The 23993-nt window shown below is 39.9% G+C and carries 23 protein-coding genes; 8 read left to right on the top strand and 15 right to left on the bottom strand.

Annotation, left to right across the window (positions count from 1 at the left end; all coding sequences use genetic code 11):
- Positions 1–198: efflux RND transporter permease subunit (locus ACIQZ2_RS10270; protein WP_395768765.1), on the top strand; the 198-nt coding region annotated here is incomplete at its 5' end.
- Complete coding sequence (gene ribD, locus ACIQZ2_RS10265) at positions 188–1219, top strand: bifunctional diaminohydroxyphosphoribosylaminopyrimidine deaminase/5-amino-6-(5-phosphoribosylamino)uracil reductase RibD (protein ID WP_395768764.1); 1032 nt, start codon at positions 188–190, stop codon at positions 1217–1219. The genes ACIQZ2_RS10270 and ribD, both read left to right, overlap by 11 nt.
- Here the strand turns inward: ribD and ACIQZ2_RS10260 are convergent.
- Positions 1196–2515 carry an Nramp family divalent metal transporter gene (locus ACIQZ2_RS10260; RefSeq protein WP_395768763.1) on the bottom strand — a complete coding sequence of 440 codons (1320 nt, stop codon included), beginning with the start codon at positions 2513–2515 and terminating at the stop codon, positions 1196–1198. The two genes, ribD and ACIQZ2_RS10260, sit on opposite strands and share 24 nt — an antisense overlap.
- A gap of 121 nt (positions 2516–2636) precedes the next feature.
- On the opposite strand from ACIQZ2_RS10260, the gene ACIQZ2_RS10255 reads away from it, so the two are divergent.
- Positions 2637–3302 carry a metal-dependent transcriptional regulator gene (locus ACIQZ2_RS10255; RefSeq protein WP_395768762.1) on the top strand — a complete coding sequence of 222 codons (666 nt, stop codon included), beginning with the start codon at positions 2637–2639 and terminating at the stop codon, positions 3300–3302.
- Here the strand turns inward: ACIQZ2_RS10255 and ACIQZ2_RS10250 are convergent.
- From ACIQZ2_RS10250 to ACIQZ2_RS10235, 4 genes are all read right to left on the bottom strand, one after another.
- Positions 3291–6227 (bottom strand): SNF2-related protein, encoded by a 2937-nt coding sequence (locus tag ACIQZ2_RS10250; RefSeq protein WP_395768761.1) that lies wholly within the window; start codon positions 6225–6227, stop codon positions 3291–3293. The two genes, ACIQZ2_RS10255 and ACIQZ2_RS10250, sit on opposite strands and share 12 nt — an antisense overlap.
- A 98-nt stretch (positions 6228–6325) precedes the next feature.
- A complete protein-coding gene (gene prmA / locus ACIQZ2_RS10245; RefSeq protein ID WP_395768760.1) occupies positions 6326–7153 on the bottom strand; it encodes a 50S ribosomal protein L11 methyltransferase in 828 nt (275 codons plus the stop codon).
- 10 nt (positions 7154–7163) lie between these two features.
- Positions 7164–8114, bottom strand: coding sequence for an MlaD family protein (locus ACIQZ2_RS10240; RefSeq protein ID WP_395768759.1), 951 nt, complete (start codon positions 8112–8114; stop codon positions 7164–7166).
- Positions 8115–8121: 7 nt separating this feature from the next.
- A complete protein-coding gene (locus ACIQZ2_RS10235) occupies positions 8122–8922 on the bottom strand; it encodes an N-acetylmuramoyl-L-alanine amidase (protein WP_395768758.1) in 801 nt (266 codons plus the stop codon).
- Positions 8923–9010: 88 nt separating this feature from the next.
- On the opposite strand from ACIQZ2_RS10235, the gene ACIQZ2_RS10230 reads away from it, so the two are divergent.
- Positions 9011–11728 (top strand): putative LPS assembly protein LptD, encoded by a 2718-nt coding sequence (locus ACIQZ2_RS10230; protein WP_395768757.1) that lies wholly within the window; start codon positions 9011–9013, stop codon positions 11726–11728.
- Here ACIQZ2_RS10230 and msrA read toward each other — a convergent pair.
- The gene (msrA, locus tag ACIQZ2_RS10225) at positions 11725–12252 is read right to left on the bottom strand and encodes a peptide-methionine (S)-S-oxide reductase MsrA (protein WP_395768767.1); all 528 of its coding nucleotides are present in this window, start codon (positions 12250–12252) and stop codon (positions 11725–11727) included. The two genes, ACIQZ2_RS10230 and msrA, sit on opposite strands and share 4 nt — an antisense overlap.
- 180 nt (positions 12253–12432) lie before the next feature.
- Here msrA and ACIQZ2_RS10220 point away from each other — a divergent pair, with 180 nt between their 5' ends.
- Entirely contained in the window at positions 12433–13068 is a 636-nt protein-coding gene (locus ACIQZ2_RS10220; RefSeq protein WP_395768756.1) for a phosphatase PAP2-related protein, read from the top strand.
- Here ACIQZ2_RS10220 and ACIQZ2_RS10215 read toward each other — a convergent pair.
- From ACIQZ2_RS10215 to ACIQZ2_RS10200, 4 genes are all read right to left on the bottom strand, one after another.
- A complete protein-coding gene (locus ACIQZ2_RS10215; protein ID WP_395768755.1) occupies positions 13057–15000 on the bottom strand; it encodes a polysaccharide biosynthesis protein in 1944 nt (647 codons plus the stop codon). The genes ACIQZ2_RS10220 and ACIQZ2_RS10215 overlap by 12 nt on opposite strands.
- Positions 15001–15083: 83 nt before the next feature.
- Entirely contained in the window at positions 15084–15785 is a 702-nt protein-coding gene (locus tag ACIQZ2_RS10210) for a WbqC family protein (protein ID WP_395768754.1), read from the bottom strand.
- A 6-nt stretch (positions 15786–15791) separates the two neighbouring features.
- A complete protein-coding gene (gene thiL, locus ACIQZ2_RS10205; protein WP_395768753.1) occupies positions 15792–16811 on the bottom strand; it encodes a thiamine-phosphate kinase in 1020 nt (339 codons plus the stop codon).
- Positions 16812–16860: 49 nt separating this feature from the next.
- Positions 16861–17340, bottom strand: coding sequence for a hypothetical protein (locus ACIQZ2_RS10200; protein ID WP_395768752.1), 480 nt, complete (start codon positions 17338–17340; stop codon positions 16861–16863).
- A 100-nt stretch (positions 17341–17440) separates the two neighbouring features.
- Here ACIQZ2_RS10200 and ACIQZ2_RS10195 point away from each other — a divergent pair, with 100 nt between their 5' ends.
- The 3 genes from ACIQZ2_RS10195 to ACIQZ2_RS10185 are packed head-to-tail and all read left to right on the top strand — an operon-like array spanning position 17441 to position 20037.
- On the top strand, positions 17441–17680 hold the full coding sequence (locus ACIQZ2_RS10195) for a cytochrome b5 domain-containing protein (protein WP_395768751.1): 240 nt from the start codon (positions 17441–17443) through the stop codon (positions 17678–17680).
- On the top strand, positions 17677–18537 hold the full coding sequence (locus ACIQZ2_RS10190; RefSeq protein ID WP_395768750.1) for an N-acetylglucosamine kinase: 861 nt from the start codon (positions 17677–17679) through the stop codon (positions 18535–18537). The genes ACIQZ2_RS10195 and ACIQZ2_RS10190 overlap by 4 nt, the downstream gene beginning before the upstream one ends.
- A gap of 51 nt (positions 18538–18588) precedes the next feature.
- Positions 18589–20037, top strand: a complete 1449-nt coding sequence (locus ACIQZ2_RS10185; RefSeq protein WP_395768749.1) for a TonB-dependent receptor — start codon at positions 18589–18591, stop codon at positions 20035–20037.
- A gap of 106 nt (positions 20038–20143) precedes the next feature.
- On the opposite strand, the gene carA is transcribed toward ACIQZ2_RS10185, so the two are convergent.
- From carA to rpsK, 5 genes are all read right to left on the bottom strand, one after another.
- Entirely contained in the window at positions 20144–21244 is a 1101-nt protein-coding gene (gene carA, locus ACIQZ2_RS10180) for a glutamine-hydrolyzing carbamoyl-phosphate synthase small subunit (RefSeq protein ID WP_395768748.1), read from the bottom strand.
- Positions 21245–21328: 84 nt separating this feature from the next.
- On the bottom strand, positions 21329–21982 hold the full coding sequence (gene rplQ, locus ACIQZ2_RS10175) for a 50S ribosomal protein L17 (protein ID WP_395768747.1): 654 nt from the start codon (positions 21980–21982) through the stop codon (positions 21329–21331).
- An 83-nt stretch (positions 21983–22065) separates the two neighbouring features.
- Entirely contained in the window at positions 22066–23055 is a 990-nt protein-coding gene (locus ACIQZ2_RS10170; RefSeq protein ID WP_395768746.1) for a DNA-directed RNA polymerase subunit alpha, read from the bottom strand.
- Positions 23056–23125: 70 nt separating this feature from the next.
- A complete protein-coding gene (gene rpsD / locus ACIQZ2_RS10165; RefSeq protein ID WP_395768745.1) occupies positions 23126–23731 on the bottom strand; it encodes a 30S ribosomal protein S4 in 606 nt (201 codons plus the stop codon).
- A gap of 101 nt (positions 23732–23832) precedes the next feature.
- A partial coding sequence (gene rpsK, locus ACIQZ2_RS10160) for a 30S ribosomal protein S11 (RefSeq protein ID WP_395768766.1) occupies positions 23833–23993 on the bottom strand: 161 nt, incomplete at its 5' end.

Raw genomic sequence — 23993 nt, 5'->3', positions numbered from 1 at the left:
ATTGTCATGACCTCTTTATGTACAATTTTAGGTATTTTGCCTATTGCATTAGCTTTAGGGTCTGGATCAACTAGCCGTGTATCAATGGGTATTGCGGTAGTAGGTGGTATGTTATTTTCAACAACCCTGACACTTTATGTTATTCCGGCAATTTATAGTTTTATGTCGCGTAATTTAAAATCAACGCATGTTGACTGATGAATTTTGGATGCAACGAGCCCTCGATTTAGCCCTGCTGGGTGGAGGGTTTGTTGTTCCTAATCCATGGGTTGGTTGCGTAATTGTACGAGATGGAAATATTTTGGGGGAAGGATATCATGCTCAATATGGCGGTCCACATGCCGAAGTACAAGCCTTTTCAAATGCCATTGATGCCCAAGGATCAACAGTTTATGTGAGTCTTGAACCTTGCAGTCATATAGGAAAAACACCCCCTTGTGCAGACCTGCTAATTAAGCACCAAGTAAAGCGCGTAGTCATCTGTAATTTAGATCCAAATCCACTAGTGGCTGGTCAAGGCGTTGCAAAACTACAAGCTGCAGGCATAGAGGTTACCTTACATGTATTAGCAAAACAAGGCGAAATTATTAATCGAAGATTTTTCTATTTTCATCGAAATAATAAACCCTTTGTTACCATTAAGTATGCGTCATCTGCTGATCAATTTATTGCGCATGCCACAGGTAAAGCACAACAATTTTCTAATCCCATAAGTCATCAACTTGTACATCGATTACGCGCAGAGCATCAGGCGATATTGATAGGCGTAAATACAGCAAATGCAGATAATCCAAGTCTGACTACGCGCGATTGGCCAGGTCAATCCCCCTTGCGAATGGTTTTGGATCCACATGCCCGGATGAATCAAAATACGCAGTTGCTACAAGATGAAAAGCCAACCCTCATATTTACCTATCAAGTTGAAAAATCAATAGGCGAAAAAAAATGGGTGGCTTTAGGTGAGATAAACTTCTTAGGGCAGCTCATGGCTTATTGCCAGCATCATCGTATACAATCCATTTTAGTGGAAGGAGGAACTAAGACCATTGAATCATTCATAGGAGCGGTTGACGTGCAAGAAATTATCCATATTGAATCCTCGCAAATGTTAGAATCGGGAATTCCAGCACCAAAAATTGAAATGGGAACATCAGGCTACCATAACTTAGGGAAAAATAATCGTTGGCAAGTACGCTTAGGCAAAGAAAACTTGAGCTAGCAAATAGCAATTAAGCGACAAAATAATGCCGGATACAATCCATGCCATCCATTGCATCCACAATGGATTTGCAAATTTCCCCATCCTTTTTGCATCACTCGTAAACCAAACCAAGGGAATAACCGCAAAACTTAGCTGCATGGATAAAATGACCTGAGAAAAAATCAATAAATCATTTATGCGTGCCTCTCCAAAAATCCAGGTAATAAAAAAGGCAGGAAGAATGGCAATCATTCGAGTAATCAAGCGCCTCAACCAAGGTTTCAGTTTTAAATCGATGAATCCCTCCATAACAATTTGTCCAGCAAGCGTACCCGTAACCGTTGCGTTTTGACCTGAAGCTAATAAGGCCACGGCGAATAAAGTACTTGCCCATTTAGTCCCCATGACCGGGTCAAGCAACATAAATGCGTCTTGAATATCAGCTACATCTTTGCGCCCATTCCAATGAAATGCGGCAGCAGCTAAAATCAAAATACTTGCGTTAATGAAAAAAGCAAAACTTAATGAGATGGTTGAGTCCCACGTAGCATATTTAATCGCCTTCTCTCTTCCAGCATCATTTTGTTCAAATGCCCGTGTCTGAACAATGCTAGAATGTAAATATAAATTATGTGGCATCACGGTAGCACCTAAAATACCAATAGCGACATACAGTTGATGTTCATCTAATACAATACTCGTTCTAGGAATTAACCCGTTCATCACTTGAGCAATAGCTGGCTGAGCTACCCAAATTTCATATCCAAAACAAAGTGTAATGACGGCTAATAATGCCATAACAATCGATTCCAAAACGCGAAATCCCCGATTCTGAAAATACAGGATTAAGAAAACATCCAGAATCGTAATAACAATTCCCGCCAGGATTGGAATATCAAATAGCAAGTGAAGTGCAAGCGCAGAACCAATCACTTCGGCTAGATCACAGGCAGCAATGGCCAATTCGCAAATAATCCAAAGGAAGTAAGCAACAGGTTTTGAGAAAGAGTCACCGCAAGCTTGAGCCAAATCACGTCCTGTAGCAACTCCTAACTTTAAGGCCAAATGCTGAAGTAAGATTGCAAAAAGGCTCGAAATCAATATGACTGACAATAAGGTGTAGCCAAATTGCGCGCCTCCAGCTAAATCGGTCGCCCAATTACCTGGATCCATGTAGCCCACGGCAACCATAAAACCAGGACCAATAAAAGCCCGTAAATTACGCCAAAATCCCCCTCCCGTTGGAATAGGAATAGAAGCAAATACCTCACTTAATGAATTTTCCTGATGTGATTTACGCCAATGTCCAGACATGATTCTAGATTATGATTCAAATATACAAGAATTATGACAATTCGAAAATATTTTTTAGTTAAGCCTAAAAAATATACATTATTCAAATAAATACTTACTTTTGGATTATAAATCGTGTAACATGTCAACCTCATTCGCGGAAGAAAACTATCTAAAGATTATTTATCGCCTTTCAGAAGGCCATAATGAAGATGTTTCTACCAATGCCGTTGCTGAACTAACACAAACAAAAGCTGCTTCAGTAACAGACATGTTGCGTAAACTAGCGGAAAAGGGCTGGGTAAATTATCAAAAATATCAAGGGGTACGCTTAAGCAAAGCGGGGGAGAAAATCGCCTTGGGAATTGTGCGCAAGCACCGACTATGGGAAGTTTTCTTAGTTGAAAAAATGGGCTTTAATTGGGATGAGGTTCATGAAATTGCAGAACAATTAGAACACATTGAATCCGATACGTTAATCGAAAAACTCGATGCATTTTTAGAATATCCTAAGACAGACCCCCATGGAGATCCCATCCCAAATAAAAACGGGGATATGCCCGAATTAGGTTATTTGCACCTAGCAGACATAAAAGTCAATAATCGCTGTACTTTGATGGGGGTTGCGAAAGATTCTACTGTTTTTTTACAGCTTCTTACCAAGATGAAATTAAGCCTGGGTTCAACCTTAGAAGTTCGAGAGGTAAATGTCTTTGACCGTTCTATTTCAGTCAGTATCGATGGCAATCAACCTGTTTTCATTAGCCATGAAGTTGCAAAAAATATCTTGGTGAAATTAGCTCAATAGATCTAAAACCTCATCCTCACTCAAATTGCGCAGGATGCTTTCGTCTGAAGTAACCAACTCGTTTGCTAGGTCTAGCTTACGCTGTTGAAGAGATAAAATTTTCTCCTCCACGGTTTCCTTACTAATAAACTTGTAGGTAAATACGGTTTTCTTTTGGCCTATTCTATGAGCTCGGTCAATGGCCTGAGCCTCTGCAGCTGGGTTCCACCACGGGTCAAGTAAAAAGACGTAATCCGCAGCCGTCAAATTCAATCCGACCCCACCGGCCTTTAATGAAATTAAAAAGACGGATTGGCCATCGTCTTTTTGAAAACTCTCCACCTGGCCTTTGCGGTCTGACGTACTTCCATCCAAATAAGCATAATCAATTCCCCGCTCATCCAAGGCCTTGCGTATCAAGCCCAAATGTTGTACGAATTGGCTGAATATCAACACTTTATGATGTTGTTCAAGTACGGTCTCTAGTTTCTCTAATACGGCTTCCATCTTACCAGATTCACCCTCAAAACCCTCTTCACACAAGGCAGGGTGATTGGCCAACTGGCGTAATTTCGTCAATCCTTGTAGTACGGAGAATCGCGATTTCTGCAAACCTTCATCTTTGATTTGTTTCAATAAAACATCGCGATAAAATGATTTCGTTTTATCATATAAACGCTCCTGCTCGTCCGACATCGTACAATAGGTGATAGACTCCATTTTTTCAGGTAAATCTGCAGCCACTTGTCTCTTCTCACGGCGTAATAAATACGGCTTAATCAAGAAATACAAACGCTTTTTTTGATCACCATCGGCTTTCTTTTCGATTGGAATTTGAAAATGATCCTTAAAGTAACGTTGAGTACCTAATAAACCTGTATTCACGAAATTCATTTGAGACCATAAATCCATCGTAGAATTCTCTAGTGGAGTTCCTGTCATAACGAGCCGGAACTTCGCATTCAATTTTTGAACGGCTTTGGTAATATTTGCCAATGGATTCTTAATCGCTTGTGATTCATCTAAGATGACATAACTAAAGGCTTGCTTTTCAAACCAATCAATGTCGGACCGAACCATACCAAACGAACATAAAATTAAATCAACCTTGCCGATTTGGGCTTTTAATTTCTCTCGTTGGGGGCCACTATACACCAAAACGCGCAACTGGGGTGTAAATTTTTTCGCTTCCATTTCCCAGTTGTACAATAAGGAAGTAGGCATCACCAATAGCGAAGGTAAGATTTCTCCTTGCTCCTTTAAGCTTTGTAAGAGACATAGTGTCTGAACGGTCTTTCCAAGACCCATATCATCCGCTAAACAAGCCCCTAGACCTGCTGCTTGCCGCGTTCGCATCCACCGATATCCTTCTAGTTGGTAAGGACGCAAAGTACCTTTAAAATTTTTGGGAATCGGGAACTCTTTTGTTTCCAGTTTTAAATCATTCAGCGTTTTGGTACGCAAATTGGTTTTCACCAATTCCTGATTTTCCCACTCTTGAATCAACTGGAAATGTTGACGACGTAAAAATACGCCATCCTCGCCTGGACGAGTTTCCGAGAAGTAAAATAAATCTTGGTAATCATGGAACCAGTTATCTGGAATAATTGCAATAGACCCATCTGGAAGATGGAATTCCTTCTTTTTTTGAAGTATTAATTGCCGAATTTTCAAAAATGGAATTTGGAATGTACCAAAGGAAATAACGGCTTGCACATCAAACCAATCCAATTTCTCTCCGATACGAATCTTAATTTCAGGTTTTCCTAAGAAATAGCGGGGAGCAGACCCATCACCTTTAAAATGCACGGTGAATGCCCCTTGATCTAAATCTTGTTTATGAGCAGTTAACCATTGTACAGCATCGGAACGGGAAATCGTTGCTCGGCCATCCGCTTCCATAGGAAGCCCCATAGACTTTAAAGATTGAAAGGCTCGCTTCTCTTTGGCAAGGGAGCGCATAATTTTTTGGAAAGCATAACTATCGCCTTTTTTCTCAAAAAGAACGTTCGCTTCAGCCGATAACCCATCCCAAGGGAATCGATTGTTGCCGTATTGAAATGACAATACAAATTGCCAACGGTCAGCGGCCTCTAAGGCTTTCTTAGATGAAACTTTCTCTTCTTCATCAAATTTGGGCGTAATTGGGCCGTAAGACAATAGGTACTGACAATTCTTCTCAGTATTTGTAATTTCAAACCCTTTGGCATGCACCGGGTAGCGGGCTACCATCGCTTTGACAAACTTTCTAAAATAATCTTCCTCCATATTTCGAGGAATGACCACGAATTTTTTATTCAAAAACGCCCGTAATTTCTTCCCCTCTAATTGGGGTTTAAAATGATACAGTTTTTGATTCAATAGCATCCAGGCGGGATCATCGCAAAGAATAAGTGCCTCTTTATATTGAAATTCGAGCTTATTCCCTTTGTATTTTAAGGTGGGGAAGTAATGTGTATTCTCCTCATTTCGCATGAAATGAAATAAAACCTCGACTGCTTCATCTTGAATCTCAACCGATTGGCGCATCGGGTTTCCATCATTTCCCATGATGAACAAAGTCTTATCAGGGCAAATTAATTCAAAAATCTGTGCCCGACGCTTTTCTACGACGACATGAACTGCTTCTTGAATCTCCTTTTCACCTTTCTCTACATCGAATGTTTTTAAAAAAAACTCTTCCATGGTCTTGCGCTTGGAAGTATTGAACTTCTCAAAAATCGCTGCAGGCTTCATCCCCTCAACCAGCTTTACGGCTGCTTCATCGCGCTCATCTAAGCTGTGGGCAAATTCATGAAAATTTCTTGTTGTTAATGTTTGATACTCCCATGTCAATTGCCCTTTGTCATTCAATTGAACGACAAAAACTTCAAACAAATAACCGAGGCATTCGTGAGAAAGTAATGAATAAACAACCTGAAAAGGTTTGTTTGGCGAGATCTTCATGTAGCTATTTAGCACTCGATTTCACGAGTTCTATGAGTAAAACCTTCAAAAATAAGGTTTTTTCATGAATTAATACCTAAATAGGAAAATTTTCACTGTTAAGCCTTTCGCAGACGTAAGCAGGCCCAATTACGTAAACTGGTCTTTTCCTCAAGCTGTAGCCCAAGCGGCGAAGACGCTTCCAATAAAATGGGGATATCTTCAGCATAAAAACCACTCAATAAAAGATGGCCGCCCGCATGAAGTCGCAAGGCATATTCGGAAAGCTCATTTAGCAATATATTGCGATTTATATTCGCAAGGACCACATCATATGCTACCAAGGGCTCATTACAAATAGTCCCCTCTTGAAAAGTCGCTGATTCGCATCCGTTCAATGCTGCATTTTCAATCGAGTTTTCAACGGACCAAGGATCAATATCAAAACCGTGTACACGATCAGCGCCTAATTTTAACGAGATAAAGGCTAAAATCCCAGTTCCTGTTCCTACATCCAATACTGTTTTCCCTTCTATGGGCAGCAGAAACATCGCTTTCACCATTAAGGTCGTAGTTTCGTGATGACCAGTCCCAAAAGACATTTTGGGATTAATGACAATATCCAGGGCTACAGACGGGTCGGGCTCATGAAAACTAGCCCGAATATTCACGTGATCTGAAATTCGGATTGGATCATAATTTGTCTCCCAAACAGCATTCCAATTTTGCTTCTCAATTTCTGACTCTACTACATCGATAGGCCCTAAAAACCGATAGCGTGTGATTATCTCATGGGCTGCTGAAGCATCATAATTTTCCAATGGGCAATAGGCTTTCATACCAGAATCGGTATCTTCAAAAATATCAAACCCAATTTCTCCCAACTCCGCCATTAAAATTTCAGTTATCTCGACAGTAGCCGAAATACTTAATTGCTTAGTCGCCATGTAAAATGAATTATTGTGTCACTGTTTTCGGTTCTTTTTTACCAAAAACAGAAAAATGAATGTAGCGTTTAGGCTGCGTGCGGAAGTCTATTAATAACTTATCTAAATCTAACAAGGATTTATTTAAGCCATTGTACAAGGAATCACTTGTTAGGAATTTGCCGGCACTCCCTTGCCCCTGCTCAAGTTTTGAAACGACTTTCTGAAGCGACTGAATCGCCTTCCCTGCTTCTTGTAAAGTCTGACCTATACGGGCCGCTTGTAAGGAATCCGCTACGGTATTGAATTTTGTCAACAAAGGTTTTAATTGTTTTTCTGTTTCAGCTAGGCTTTGCGTTAAAGACTTCATATTGGCCGTAATCTGTTTCACATTTGCTTTATTATCGGAAACAAGCTCAGACACAGAACCATTGATATTTGTTACAGCCACGTTTGAATTCTTAATCAACTCATTTAAATAAATGCCCGTGGACTCAAACTTGGTGCTAATCTTACGAAATGAAACTAATAAAGAATCCGCATTTGATAAAACAGGCAAAGCACGCTCTTTCAATAATGCTGAAAGGCCTTTTTCGGTGGTGCCCTGAAGTACACTCTCCGTAGGCAATGACCCTTTCCCTATTAACTCCAATCGCATAATCTTACCCCCCAATAATGCCCCATCAGAAAGGACAACGATTGATTTATCAGGAAGAATTAAATCCTTGTTGATGCGCAAGGTCACTTTGATTTTATTGCCATTTTCAGGCATTAGTTCGACTTTTTTCACTTTGCCAACTTCAATTCCATTCAATAAAACCTGATTTGAAGAGGTTAATCCATCAACGTTGTCATAAGTAACATAATAGATTTTCGATGAAGAAAAGACGTCGTTTCCTTTCAGAAAGTTAAACCCAAAATATAGAATAAGGAAGGCTAACAAAGCCAAAAAACCAACCTTTAACTCGTTGCTTTGAAACATAATGGGTTTATTTTTCGATTTCGTCTTTATACTTTTTGAATGCGGTCGCAATGGCTTCAGCCACTTCTGCTTGCCCTTTTTCAGAATTTAAATACTCTTCCTCCGTGGGGTTAGTTAAGAATCCCGTCTCAACCAAAACACTCGGCATGGCCGTGCGCCATATAACCAAGAAGCCCGCTTGCTTAACTCCAAAACTCTTTCGCTTATAGGTTTTTGAAAATTCATTTTCCACATGCGATGCAAATCTAACAGAATTTGCCATAAAAGCACTTTGGTAATTTGCCATCATAATGTGAGCAAGTGGAGAACTGGGGTCAAAACCATTATAGGACGATTGGTAATCTTTTTCTTGTAAAATTACTGAGTTTTCACGCTTAGCTACATTCAAATTACCATCTGTTTTGTGCAACCCCATGGTGTAGGTTTCTGTGCCATAGGCCGACTTATTCAGTGCTGCATTGCAATGTACGGATATAAATAGGTCAGCTTTATTTCGATTGGCAATATCTGCGCGTTCGTACAATTCAATAAACTCGTCAGTATCACGCGTATAAATTATTTTCATATCCGGATATTCCGCTTTCAAGCGCTTTCCTAATTCTAATATAATTTTCAAGGTGACTTTCCCCTCTCTTGCGCCCGCTGGCCCTAAACAACCCGGATCCTTTCCTCCATGTCCTGCATCCAAGCACACGGTCTTAATGGTATTCTTTTTGATTGGTTTAGTAGGCTCAAGCTGCGGCATAGTTGCCGAGATAATTGACAATGCAAACCCAATAACAAAAATAACTCGAATGGATGAAAACATTATTTTTAGAATATTACACTTAGGTACCAAGCAATGATGTAATTTTGCAAATTCATTACCGAAGACAAATATAATTTTTAAATTCCATTTGATAAAGAAATCCACATATTACCTTTTTGTTTGCATGGGCTTGCTTTTGAGTATCCCTGAGATTTATGCTCAGCGGGTAATCTTGGCTGATTCAACGCAAAAAGGTATTTCTAAAACGGATAGCCTATCAAAGCCCGCAGATCTTCAAACAACTGTCTTCTACTCAGCTGTGGACTCTACGGTCCTAGACGCCGATAAACAAGTCGTTCATTTATACGGCAATGCCAAAGTTAAATATGGCGAAATAAGCCTAGAATCAAGTTATATTCGGCTCGACTGGGATAAAAATGAGGTTTATGCCATAGGTAAATTTGACTCTACCGCCAATAAAATGATTGGACAGCCTGTGTTTACCCAAGGTTCAGACAAATATGATTCAGATGAGATTCGCTATAATTTTAAAACCAAGCGTGCCGCCATCAAAGGTATTGTCACACAACAAGGGGAAGGGTATGTTCAGGGAAAAACAGTTAAAAAAGACGAGGAAGATAATCTTTACATTCGAAACGCAATTTATACAACGTGTAATTTAAGCCATCCCCATTTTCACATAAAAGCTAGTAAAATTAAGGTCGTAGGGAAGAAAGAAATCGTTTCCGGACCATTTCATTTCGAACTGAATGACATCCCTTTACCGATTGGATTACCGTTTGGCTTTTTCCCTTATTCACAACCTCGAGAAGCAGGGAAGTCGGGAGTATTAGTTCCAACGTATGGAGAGGAACCTACCGGAAGGGGTTTTTATTTACGTGAAGGAGGTTACTATTGGGCTGCGAGCGAAAATATTGGTATTCGATTTACGGGTCAAATTTATTCCAAAGGTGGTTGGGGATTAGGGGCGAATTCGCAATACAACAAGCGGTATCGTTATACGGGAAGTTTTAATTTAGCTTTCAATCGTAATTCAAATGGCGACGAATTTAATCCTACTAAGCGTACAGATTTTGCCTTGCAATGGTCTCATAGCCCAAGAAGTCTAGGTAATTCGAGTTTCTCTGCGTCCGTTAACATTGCTTCCAATTCATTTAATCAGTTTAATAATTTCAACACGCAGCAATACTTATCAAATACCATAGGTTCATCTGTTCAATACACAAAAAATATAGGCCAAATTTTCCGTAGTAGTATTAGTTTACGTATCAACCAAAATACGACCACGCGAATTTTTGATGCAGGAACAGAGTTCAGTTTGGGATTGAATCAATTTCAACCCTTTAAGCGCAAATCGAGCATCGGCGATCGATTCATGGATCAATTCCGCGTTGGACTTGACTTTTCGGGAGGAATTTCTTTGACCAATCAAATCGCTGACCCCTTTACACGTTATGAGTTTGATGTATATCCACGTGAAACAAATAGCCAACGAGGCGTTGTACAAAGGCCTTTTATCCCTACCAATGCAAGTGACCTACCTCCGGGGGTAATTGCCGTAAACGCCAATACGATTCCAATACTTCTGGAAAAGGCGCAAACAAAATTCAATTATAGTTTACCCATATCATTGCCCAATATCAAATTGGGCCGTTACGTCAACGTTACACCCGGTATATCATGGTCGGGCAATATGTATACCCGCTCATATAAATATACCTACATGAAATCAGACTCAACCGTTCGAATCGATACGGTAGGAGGATTGCCTAAATTCAATTCGCAAATAGCCTTTTCCGCGAGTATGAATACCCGGCTATTTGGAACAGCTCGATTCAATAAAGGACGATTAGAGGCCTTAAGACATACCATGGTGCCGTCAATCAGTGTTAGTTATACCCCAGATTATTCTGATCCAGCGTATGGTTATTTTCAAGATGTACGCATCAATAATCGAAAGTTTATCAATGCTTCTGGGGTAGAGCAAGTTGGGGATATACGCCGAATTAGCACCTTTGATCCGCGTGTTTTATCCTACGGAGGTGCGTCGGGGGCAATAAGTTTTGGTATTCAAAATACCTTAGAGGCCAAGTTTAAAACTAAATCTGATACAGCTACGAAACAAAATGAAAAAATTAGTTTAATCGACAATTTCGGCATCAACGGAAGTTATAATTTTCTAGCTAGGGAGTACCCATTGTCTAATATTGGATTTAATGCCAATTCACGCGTAAAAGAATTTGATATCAATATCGGAGGCAGTATTGACCCCTATTCATACGTAAAAGATGCTGCATTTTTTGATATGGGCCGACGAACAAATGAATATATGTTTGGCAAAGGCGAAGGACTTGGGCGATTGCAATCTTTTAATCTGTCGGTTGGTCGTCGATTTGCACCAAGCTCGGCTAAAAAGCAAAAGACGAGCGAAATAGGTTCTGAAGCCCAACTAAAACAAATCAACCGTAACATGGATGATTACGTCGATTGGAATGTGCCATGGACTTTTTCATTCTCTTACCAATTCAGTTATAATCGGATGGGTTTAGCAGATCCTCAAAAAATTAGTGGATTAACTTTTCAGGGTGATATCAGCCTTAGTGAGAAGTGGAAGTTCACGCTTAGTTCAGGATATGACTTCAAATTCAGTGGGTTGACCTATACCAACATGTCGGTTCACCGTGATTTGCATTGCTGGGAAATGAACTTTAACTGGACACCTATTGCAAGTCCATTTTATGGCCGGGCAAGTAACTACTCATTCGATTTACGTGTCAAGTCTAGTTTGCTTCAGGACTTGAAAATCTCTCGGCGCCGAAGCTTCTACGATAAAGGGGGCTTTTAATTCAATTTATCTTTGAAGGCCTTCAGGAATTTATCCATTTTGGGCTTGATAACGATTTGACAATAAGGCTCTGTCCCGTTTTGGTTGTAGTAATCTTGATGATAATCTTCAGCTGGGTAAAAATCTGTTGCCTTTTCAATTTGCGTCACAATGGGATTTGGGAAAACCTGTTTATCATTCAATTTAGATTTCCATTCTTGCGCTTGAAGCAATTGCTCATCAGAGTGGGCAAATACCGCCGAGCGATATTGAGTCCCTACATCAGCCCCTTGTCGGTTTAAGGTAGTCGGATCATGCGTTTGCCAAAAAACTTCTAGTAGCGTTTCAAAAGAGATTACCTTGGGATCATACGTAATTTGACATACTTCGGCATGACCTGTTAGGCCAGAACATACTTCACGGTAGGTAGGATTTTTCATTTTACCTCCCATATAGCCTGAGGTAACTGAATGTACCCCTTTTAGTCGCTGATAAACAGCTTCTACACACCAAAAACATCCTGCACCAAAGGTAATTGTATCCATCTTGTTAGTATTCGTGTTATTTACTGAAGCTACGGACTTCGTAGAACTCCCACATGACATATGCGATAGTGTAATTGAAATCAAGCCCACAAGAGCAATATTTTTGAGTAGCTTATTCATTTCATTTTAAATTTAGCGTAGTTTTGCGCTCCGTTTAGGTTCTTATAACACAGAAAACGCATGAAAGGTTTTGAACAATCCAATGAGACAAATTGGGCTGTCACATGGCAAGATACTCGATTTCGCTGGCAATTAGTGCTTGCGGTGGTGGTGTTTGCAATCTTTCCATGGAAGGCTGATGATTATTTTCAATGGATTCAGCAGCGGGATGGGGCAGTGATGCAAGACCTTATTTTGGAAAATATCCCATCCATCAACGTATCAATCCCCATATTTGGCATCATCTACGTATCTGTCATCTACCTCCTGATTCGAATTATACGCTTACCTAAACATTTTCTATGGTTTGCTTGGGCATTTAACCTGGAAACCCTCTTGCGATTTTTATGCATCTATGCAATTCCATTAAATCCTCCAGACGGCCTAGTTGAGTTACATGATCCCTTGGCAGAATTTTTTATATACGGTGAAAACATCGCTATAACCAAAGATTTATTTTTTTCTGGCCATACAGCGACCATGGTTTTTGTATGTTTTTTCTTGCCTGATATGCGTGAACGAAAGATTGCTATCGGGTTAACAATCGTTTTAGTAATATTCTTACTAATCCAACATGTCCATTATAGTTTAGATATATTGGCGGCACCCTTGGCAACATGGATGTCCATCAGACTTGCGAAGTATTTAGTCTCTTAATGATTTCCGTTTCATTACGACAGCCTTAAAATCTAGCTTTTCAAAAACGGAATTATTTGATTTATACTCAGGGATAACGTCTTTTATTTTGGCGACTAAGTTATTGCTATCGCCTTCTTTCAGTAGCCGAACGATTTCAAGAATTTGTGTTTCCATGTAAGCAAAACTAGGCGAATTCACCTTTGCGATTAAAATCTTGGGATGATGCGTGGGTAGCGTATTTTCATCATTATTCAACAATTCTTCATACAGTTTTTCACCTGGTCGAAGGCCCGTATACCTAATTTCAATATCACGATCGATTCGAAGGCCACTGAGCGTAATCATTTTCTTAGCCAAGTTTACAATCTTCACAGATTCCCCCATATCGAAAACAAAAACCTCTCCCCCTTCACCAATAGTTGCTGCCTCCAACACTAATTCACAAGCCTCTGGAATGGTCATAAAATAACGTGTGATTTCAGGATGCGTTACTGTGACAGGCCCTCCACGTTCAATTTGCTTCTTGAATAATGGAATCACCGAACCACTGGAACCCAAAACATTCCCAAATCGAGTCGCAATAAACTTAGTCCGAACACCCTCAATGTCATTCAACGACTGTGTATACATTTCCGCGAATCGCTTAGTCGCTCCCATTACATTCGTTGGATTAACAGCTTTGTCGGTAGATACCATAATGAATTTTTCTACACCATGTTCAGCTGCTAAATCGGCCAATATTTGTGTCCCTAAAATATTGACTTTAACAGCTTCATAGGAGTTTTTTTCCATGAGTGGAACATGCTTATAAGCGGCGGCATGAAACACAAATGCAGGCTTGTGCGCACGAAAAATAGATGAAAGGCGATTGGCATCCGTGACATCGGCAATTTTTACTACTAGCTCAGTATTTGAAGGAATTAAGCTAGAAAGTTCGTATTCTAGGTCGAAAAGACCTGATTCGGATTGATCCACTAATATGATTTTAGCAGGAAAATAAGCAATCAATTGACGCACAATCTCACTCCCGATTGACCCTGCCGCACCGGTTACCAAAACGGATTTGGAATTAATTTCCTCGCTAATTTGCTTATTATTCATTTGAATCTCCTCGCGTCCAAGTAAGTCCTCAATTTTCACATTGTGAATTTGACTAAGCGCGAATTCTCCATTCACCCACTTATCCACCGGAGGCAAAATCTTTACAACAACACCTCGGTCGAGGAATACATCAGATATCTTACGCTTGGCTTGCAATCCAATGTTATTTATCGCCATGATCACCTGAAGTCCTTCATAATGGTCCACAAATTTCTCCATGGCTTCCGATAAACTAAAGACACGAATCCCTTCAATCGTCTTATCAATTTTAGCCGAATTATCATCAATAAATCCAAGTACTTGATAATTTATACCTCGGTCATTTTGAATGACATTTTTGGTCAACATCCCCGAGTAGCCTGCACCATAAATTAAAACGCCAACTGCAGGCTTAAACTCATTCACAAATGACTCATAAAAAGACTTTACGAAAAAGCGAAGTGAAACCATCAAGAAAAGGCAAATAAAAAAATCAATCGCCAAGATGGAAATTGGAACATACAAAAGCGTATTTATCCCTGAATAATAGCGAATACCTAGTGATACAACTCCAGCAATTGCTGTGCCAACAAAAACAGCCTTTAATATCAAAACGGCATCCTCTATACTTGTGTGGCGAATAATGCCCGTATACGATTTAAACCACAAAAACACGAAAAGGCGTACGCAAAAAAGAAATACAAAATGGAATTGAAAACTATATAAATCTACCTCATTATAATGAAAATTCATTCGCAAAAGTGTCGACAGAGAGAATGAAAGAACGACAATCATTAAATCTATGGTAAGTATAAGCCATCGCGAAAGAAAGCGATTAGAATACCTACGAATAAATATCGATTGTGTCATGAAGTGGTTTTCAATTTTATTTCAATATGCAAAGGTAAAAATAAACAAATCTTTGCAAGCGTATAATTACTAAATGGACTTAATTATTCCAATGTATAATGCTGAAGCATTTGTAGAACATCATCCGTTTCGTTCCACATCAGAACGTCAAGTATCGACAAGCCCGACACAAAATCTTTGGCCTTCCCTTGTTTATAGTCCTGCAATACTGGTTTTACAAAAAATAACTCGACGCCTTGCGCCGCGAAAAATGTTTTTTCATAAAGACTCTTTCCGTTGAGTGCGTTGACATATTGAGAAGAACCTAGGCTTTTTGTTAAGTGAATGAGTCGCTCCGCTCGACCATCGGCTTGATTATTCTGAATTTGAGAACTGTAGTGAAAACGTTTTTCAAGCCCCAAATATTGCCAAACAAGTTCAATACTTTTTCCAGCCAAATCTGCCATGCTTGCCGGTTTGTGAGAAAGCAATAATCGAATCATTGGCATCACCCTTTCAAATTGTGGAGCTTTTTGGTAAGCTGATTCAAGCTGCGAAATAAACTTTCTAGGGAATTCAGCCCCCCAAGCAACTTGAGATTCGCGTATCGTTTTATTTTGACTTTGCTTTTCAAGTGGAATGGTAAACAAGAACTCCTTCTCTTGTATTAAAATTCTATTGCGATTAATCCATCCCTTTTTGATGAACATCACATCATCATAAAACACAAAATCATCCACCGCATGAACCATTTGAAAATAGCCCAGATAAGGGAAGAAGTAGGGTTGCATGATTGCTACTGCCATGAAAAATTAATTAAATCCAGGAGCGGTTAATGTGACAATTTGATCAGATTTCATAACGAGTACCTTTTCTTTCGGGACATTGGTCATATAGCCAACTGCGGTTACATCCGCGATTTTTTCGACTTTTTCAAAATCTGCCTGCGATACGGTAAATACCAATTCATAATCTTCTCCCCCATTTAAAGCAGCTGTTAAAGGACTTAAATTGAATTCTGTCGCGGCCAAATATGTTTCATCATCAATCGGGATATTTTTTTCAAATATCCGGGCTCCAGTTCCTGATGCCGCACATAAATGTAAAATTTCAGCAGCCAAACCATCGGAACTATCAATCATCGAAGTAGGTACAACCCCCATTTCACGTAATTCATGAATAATATCAAAACGAGCCGTCGGCTTTAATTGGCGTAAAACTACGTAACTCTTGTTATCCAACTCGGGTTGCATATCCGGGTTTGCTAAAAATACCTGTTTTTCTCGCTCTAAAGATTGTAACCCTAATAAAGCGCCGCCAAAATCTCCGCTCACGCAGATAACATCGTTCGGCTGGGCTTTCGAACGGGTTACGACCTGATTAGAATCAACAACCCCTAAGGCCGTTACAGAAATGATTAAACCTTGCGGAGATGCGGTGGTATCCCCGCCGACTAAATCAATTTGGTAATCTTCACATGCACTTTTAATCCCGGCATATAACTCATCCACGGCTTCTACTGAAAAACGATTACTTAATCCTATATTAACCATCAACTGAGTAGGAATGCCATTCATCGCGGCAATATCTGAAACAGCTACCGTAACAATTTTATACCCTAAGTGTTGCAATGGCGTATAAGACAAATCGAAATGTACTCCTTCGATAAGCAGCTCGGATGTGCTTATGGTCAACTGGTTTGCGGAATCTAATAAAGCAGCGTCATCACCAATACCTAATTTGGTCCAGCCTTGATGTTGCTCGAATGGAATAGATATTCGCTTAATTAATCCGAACTCCCCTAATATGCCTATTTCTGTTCTCTTTTCCATATAATAAAAAAAGCCGCCTCACGAGACGGCTTACTAAATGTCTAGTTGATTATGGATTCACCAAAGTAAGGCTAACTTTTTTATTGCTTGCTTTGATGTAACCAGATATAGTTTCCAAGCTTAATGAAGTAGCCGTTGGGGTTCCAATGATATTGAATTCTATCGTTCCGTTTGTTCCCGTGGGAGCACCTTCAGCGCTAGTTAAGCCCGACATGGTGATTTTCTTGTTGTCAGTAGACAAGCTATACGTTCCCGTAAACTTACGCCCATCAAACTCCGTTAATGAAGCGGCTGTTGTACTTGTTAAATCTAATCTAAATTGAGCATAACCAGATACTAAGTTGGTCGTCGCCCCTTTCGAATATTGAATAACCCCATCCCAATTTACAGAATTTGCACTCCATGATTTACTGACCAGTTGAGAAACAGTAGGTTTTGGCGTCGGCGCCGGATCAGAACCTGCGGATGAGCCACATGACAAGGTCAATACGCTCAATAAAGAAATCAAAACTCCAATAATTATTTTCATGAAATTTTACATTTTATCGTGGATGTAAAATTAAAAATCTTTGTCAAAAAAATGGTCTTTAATCCTTTTTATTTAGCTTCGTAAAATTATTAATCCTGTTTTGTCGAAATCACTAAGTTCCTATACCCGATCTCAATTAGCTCTCCGCAACGGGCAGGACCGACCCGAAATTTGGGTGGCTTATCGTGGCTATATCTATGATATGAGCCAATCGAAACTTTGGAAAAATGGCAAACACTACGAACATTGGGCTGGTCAAGATTTAACGGAGGAGTTGGCTGATGCGCCACATTCAGAAAAAGTATTTGAAAAATTCACCCCCATTGGATTATTACAATGATACTATTGATAGAAAGTGGTTCTACAAAAACCGCATGGCGATATATTACGCAATTGAATGAAGCATATGAAAGCTTTTATTCTGCGGGCATAAATCCCTATTACCAAACCCGTCAGGCGATACAAGAGGCGCAAGCAGAAACACTGGTGAAAATTGAAAAATTTAGCCTTCGATTTGTCTATTATTTTGGAACCGGAATTACGGATGAGGCTAAAAAACAAAGCATTGAGGAGGTCTTGAGGCCACATATCGGATCGGCAAAGCTTCATGTTGAGAACGACTTAGTTGCAGCGGGCTTAGCGCTTTGTGGAGATACAGAAGGGATTGCATGCATATTAGGAACGGGCTCGAACTCGGGCTATTTTGAAAATGGTTCAATGGCTGAACAAGTTCCACCTTTGGGATTTTGGCTAGGGGACGAAGGAAGTGGAGGCCATTTGGGCAAAAGCCTTATCTTAGCCTACTTACACAAAAAACTCCCCTCTGACTTAGAGGGTCATTTTATTAAGCGCTTTGGGGAACTGAATCGCATAGAAATACTACAGCATGCCTATCGAAGTGAATTCCCAAATCGCTGGTTTGCTTCTTTTTCAAAATTTTTATTTGATCATAGGAAACATCCATATTGCTATCAATTAATTGAGGACGCTTTTCAATCCTTTTGTGATTTATATCTTAAAAAATACACGAAGGCCCATTCAACTCCCATTCATTTCACGGGCTCCGTGGCTTTTTATTATGCAGATATTTTACAAAGGGTGTTGAAGGCCAATCAATTACAGACTGGCATCATAAGTGAAGGACCAATGGCAGGATTAACCTTGTATTATAAGGAAATTCACCGAGACCAATTTTAGGATTTTTTCAAGAAATCCTACCATTGAACGTGATTATTTTTTAACTTGCTAATGCCTAAAGTAAACGATCAACAAACTAATTCACCGATGACCGGAGCATTGAAATCCATTGGAACAAAACAAAAAGCACTAAAGGTCAATTTAGATCGCAGCATCTACGGATCATTCGCAGAAATTGGAGCTGGCCAAGAGGTCGCTGCAAACTTTTTTAAGGCGGGCGGTGCTTCTGGAACCATAGCCAAAACAATTTCAGCATACGATATGGCCTTTTCTGATGCCATATATGGCGAAGAAGAATCAGGCAAATATGTTTGCGAACCTCGGTTAATCAAGATGCTGAACCGGGAATACAAGTTATTGCAAGTACGCTTGACAGAAAGCGCCGCTGAAAAACGCTTCTTTGCATTTGCCGATACAGTATCAGCACTTAATTACCAAAAGACGAATGATGCTCACGGATGGATTGGTTTACGTTTCCAATTACGACCCAATGGACCAGTTAACAACGTGGTTATTCACGTAAACATGCTGGACAATGACAATGTCCTCCAACAACAAGCTTTGGGAATTATCGGGGTAAATCTCCTATATGGTTGTTATTTTTACCATGAAGATCCCGAAAAACTATTGCTTTCCTTATTGGACGATTTATCACAAGATCGCATCGAGATTGACATGATTCGATTTGAAGGTCCTGATTTCAAAGAAGTAGACAATCGTTTGATGTCATTGTATTTAGTGAAGCATGGGTACACGCAGGCTGCGGTCTTCGGACCGGATGGCAATGTGATGCAACCGTATGATGCATTGGCAAGAAAGCACATCGTAGCGATTCGTGGAAGATTTAGACCAGTTACCAACGTCTTTGTGGATATGTTGAAAAAGGGACAATCTCAATTTGAGCAGGAGTCCGATGTTGACGATGACAAGGTCTGTGTATTATCAGAATTAACTTTACGAAGTTTAGAAGATGGCACACACAATATAAATGAGAAGGATTTTTTAGACCGGGTGGATATTTTGTGTTCATTAGGCCAAACCGTGTTAATTTCCAATTTCCATGAATATTTCAAATTAGTTGCCTTTTTAAGCCAGTATTCAAAATTGAAAATGGCCTTGATTATGGGAATGCCGAATCTCGAATACATCTTCGACGAAAAGCATTATAAGCATTTGGAAGGGGGCATATTAAGTGCCTTTGCTAATTTATTTGGGCATAAAATCAAGCTATACCTCTATCCAACTATTGATGATCAAGGTGCCGTTTTGAATCTTAAATCATTCAAACCTGCGCCTCATTTAAAAGGTTTGTATCAATATTTAATCGATAATGCGAAACTGGAAGATATTAAAAAATCAGATGAGAAATTGATGAATATTCGTACGGATCAAGTGTTGGATATGATTCAACGAGGACCGGGAGAATGGGAGAAGTTGGTCCCAAAATCGGTAGGAACCATGATCAAAGAGCATGCTTTATTTGGATTTCCAGTAAAATAAATACTTCTCCTTTAGCTTTGGCAATCCTCCAAGGTTTGCCAAAGCTAGCGATTAAATCACATAAAAAAGCCCAACCAAATGGTTGGGCTTTCTTTTTATCAGTATTCTAGTAAAGTAAATCAACAAACTGATCAAATAGATAACGAGAGTCATGCGGCCCTGGCGATGCCTCGGGGTGATGCTGAACCGAGAACGCTTTGCGACCTTTTACACGTAACCCTTCTACGGTTTGATCATTGAGGTTAATGTGCGTTAATTCAGCTTTTTCTGATGACTTTAATTCGTCCATTTTGACCGCAAACCCATGGTTTTGTGAGGTGATTTCAGACAGACCTGTAATCAAGTTTTTCACCGGATGATTTAAGCCTCGATGACCGTTATGCATCTTATAGGTTGACAAACCACAAACTTGAGCTAAAATTTGGTGTCCTAAACAAATACCAAAAACAGGTTTATCGGAAGCCAAAAATTGTGAAACAGTTTCTACTGCATACGGCATGGTTGCCGGATCTCCCGGACCATTGGAAACAAAATAGCCATCTGGATTCCAAGCAGCGATTTCGGCAAAAGATGTTTTTGCAGGGAAAACTTGCAAGTAACAATCGCGGTCAGCGATGTTTGACAAAATACTTTTCTTCACACCAAGGTCCAAGACAGCTACTTTTTTACTTGCAGAAGGATTCCCCACGAAATAAGCTTCTTTAGTACATACTTGGGAAGATAACTCAAGGCCTTCCATAGAAGGTATCTTGGCTAATGCGGCTTGTAAAGTGGGCAAGTCAAAAATCTCCGAGGAAATCAAGCAGTTCATTACACCCTTTGTCCTAATATGACGAACCAAGGCCCTTGTATCTATACCTGAAATACCTACCAGGTTTGCTTTCGCTAAATAATCTTGCAAAGAGCCGTCTGCTGTTTCACGTGAATGAACGCTAGCAAACTCGTTGCAAACCATCCCCGCGATTTGTACTCGGTCGGATTCAGCTTCCAGGCCATCGATCACCCCATAATTTCCAATATGCGCTGTGGTATTGATAATGACTTGACCACTATACGAAGGGTCGGTATATATTTCTTGGTAACCTGTCATTCCGGTATTGAAACAAATTTCTCCTCCGTGGGTGCCAATTTTACCTAAGGCTTTCCCATGAAAAAGGGTGCCATCTTGAAGTAAGAGTACTGCGGGTGTTGACTCGGAAACTTTCATAAGTTTTATAGAAAAATGACTAAAAATCTCAAAAAAAGGGCTTCAACTAAACGTTGAAGCCCTTCAAAAAAATTAAGAAAAGAATTACGCGTCTTCTCCTTTTTCTTCTGTAGGCTCCTCGGTTGCAGGTGCTTCAGGAGCATCTTCAACAACATCAGCAGCTGGAGCTTCTGCTACAACTTCTTCAGTTGGAGCCACTTCAATTACTTCAGCAACAGGTGCTTCTTCTACTACTTCAGCAACTGGAGCATCCTCTACAACTGCAGCAGCTGGTGCTTCAGCAACCGGTGCGGCCGCTCCTGTTTCATCCTTCTTAGCTCCAGCACGGCGACTACGACGAGTCTTACCAGCTTTCTCAGCAGAAGCAGCTAACATGGTTTCGTTGAAGTCAACTAACTCAATGAAGCAAATCTCCGCGTTATCACCAAGACGATTACCTAATTTAATAATACGTGTATATCCACCTGGACGATTAGCTACTTTTTCAGAAACGATGCTAAACAATTCTTTGATGGCGTCTTTATTTTGTAGATAAGAGAATACCACACGACGATTGTTCGTGTTATCCGTTTTTGATTTCGTGATCATTGGCTCAATGTATTTACGCAACTCCTTTGCTTTCGCAACGGTTGTTTCAATACGTTTGTGCAAGATTAACGAAGAGGCCATATTTGATAATAGGGCTGCTCTGTGGGAAGCTGTTCTTCCTAAGTGATTGAATTTTTTACCGTGTCTCATTGTTATATTTCGTAAGTTAAAAGCTCTTCCGAGCTGCGGTTAGTAAACCTTAAGTAAACCACCTATTACTTTTATTTAATTTATTAATCCTCGTCTAGACGATATTTAGATACATCCATTCCAAACGTAAGACCTTTTTCTTCGATCAATTGTTCTAACTCCGTTAAGGATTTCTTACCAAAGTTGCGGAACTTCATCATATCTGAAATTTCCAATTTCGCTAATTCTCCAAGGGTACGAACGTCTGCTGATTTCAAGCAGTTGTACGCACGAACTGAAAGATCTAAGTCAGCTAATGAAGTCTTCAATAGCTTACGCATGTGAAGCATTTCTTCATCAACAACATTGTCTTCCTCAGCTTTCGGAGTTTCAAACGTCATTGTTTGATCAGAGAACAACATAAAGTGTTGGATCAAGATATACGCAGCACCTTTCAATGCATCTTCTGGGTGGATAGATCCATCCGTTTCGATATCAAGAATTAATTTCTCGTAATCTGTTTTTTGTTCTACACGCGTATTCTCAATGCTAAATTTAACATTTTTGATTGGTGTGTAGATGGAATCGATGGCAATGTGGCCGAAGGCAAGTTCGTTTGCACGAGGCTCATCAGCGGGTACATAACCACGACCTTTTTCAATAATAAGCTCAACTTCTACTTCTTTCGAAGCATCTAAGTGACAGATTACTAAATCAGGATTTAAAATTGTGAAGTAAGGTGTGAATTTAGCGATGTCACCAGCAGTAATGGCTGTTTGGCCTTTTACTTTTAATGTCACCTTGTTATCTAAAATCTCCTGTGCTTTCTTAAAGCGAACTTTCTTTAAGTTCAAGATGATTTCAGATACATCTTCATGTACACCTTCGATGGCAGAGAACTCGTGTAAAACACCAGCAATCTTGACACTTGTGATCGCATACCCTTCTAAAGAAGAAAGTAGGATTCTACGAAGTGCGTTACCAATGGTAACACCGTAACCTTTTTCGAGTGGCTTGAACTCAAATAACCCGTGAAAGTCATCGGCTTTCTCCATCACAACTTTTTCGGGCATTTGGAATGCTAATATTGACATATTTCGTAGCTTAAAATGATACTGAAAAAACGTTATTGGTACTGTTAATTTATAATAATAACCCTAGGGATTATTTAGAGTACAATTCGACAATTGCTTGCTCGTTGAAGTTCTCTGTGATTTGGTCTCTTTCTGGATAAGCCAAGAATTTACCAACCATATCAGCTTCAGACCACTCTAACCAGTTGTAACGTTTTGGAGAACGTCCAGCCAATGAGGTAGTCACAACTTCTAACGACTTCGATTTCTCACGAACACCGATCAATTGTCCAGCGCGTAAAGAGTAAGATGGCACATTTACTACTTCACCGTCTACAATGATGTGTTTGTGGATAACCAATTGGCGTGCAGCACGACGAGTCGGTGCAATTCCCAAACGGTATACTGTGTTATCTAAACGTGCTTCACACAATTTCAAAAGGTTCTCACCTGTAATGCCCTCTTTAACAGCGGCTTTGTGGAATAGGTTCTCAAACTGACGTTCTAAGATACCATACGTGTATTTAACTTTTTGCTTCTCCTTTAATTGAACAGCATATTCAGAAACTTTTGAACGTTTCCCTTTACCGTGCATACCTGGAGCATAATTTTTACGAGCTAATGCTTTGCTCGGACCTAAAATTGGTTCGCCGAAACGACGCGCAATCTTGGATTTTGGACCTGTGTATCTAGCCATTTTGTTTTAAAAGTCAATGCACCTCTTATGTGCAGTGAAGTAATTAAATTGTGAATAAAAGCGGGGGAAAATAATTACTAATTACCCCTGCATAAAAATTGTTAAACGCGACGACGTTTTGGAGGACGACATCCATTGTGAGGCATTGGTGTGATATCACGGATAAGTGATACTTCGATGCCTGAGTTTTGGATCGTACGGATGGCAGACTCACGTCCAGCACCCGGTCCTTTTACAAAAACCTCTGCTTTCTTCATTCCTG

The organism is Aquirufa sp. (assembly GCF_044342065.1).
GTDB lineage: Bacteria > Bacteroidota > Bacteroidia > Cytophagales > Spirosomataceae > Aquirufa.
Note: the sequence above shows the minus strand (reverse complement) of the source record. Positions and strands in the feature narration are given on the sequence as shown.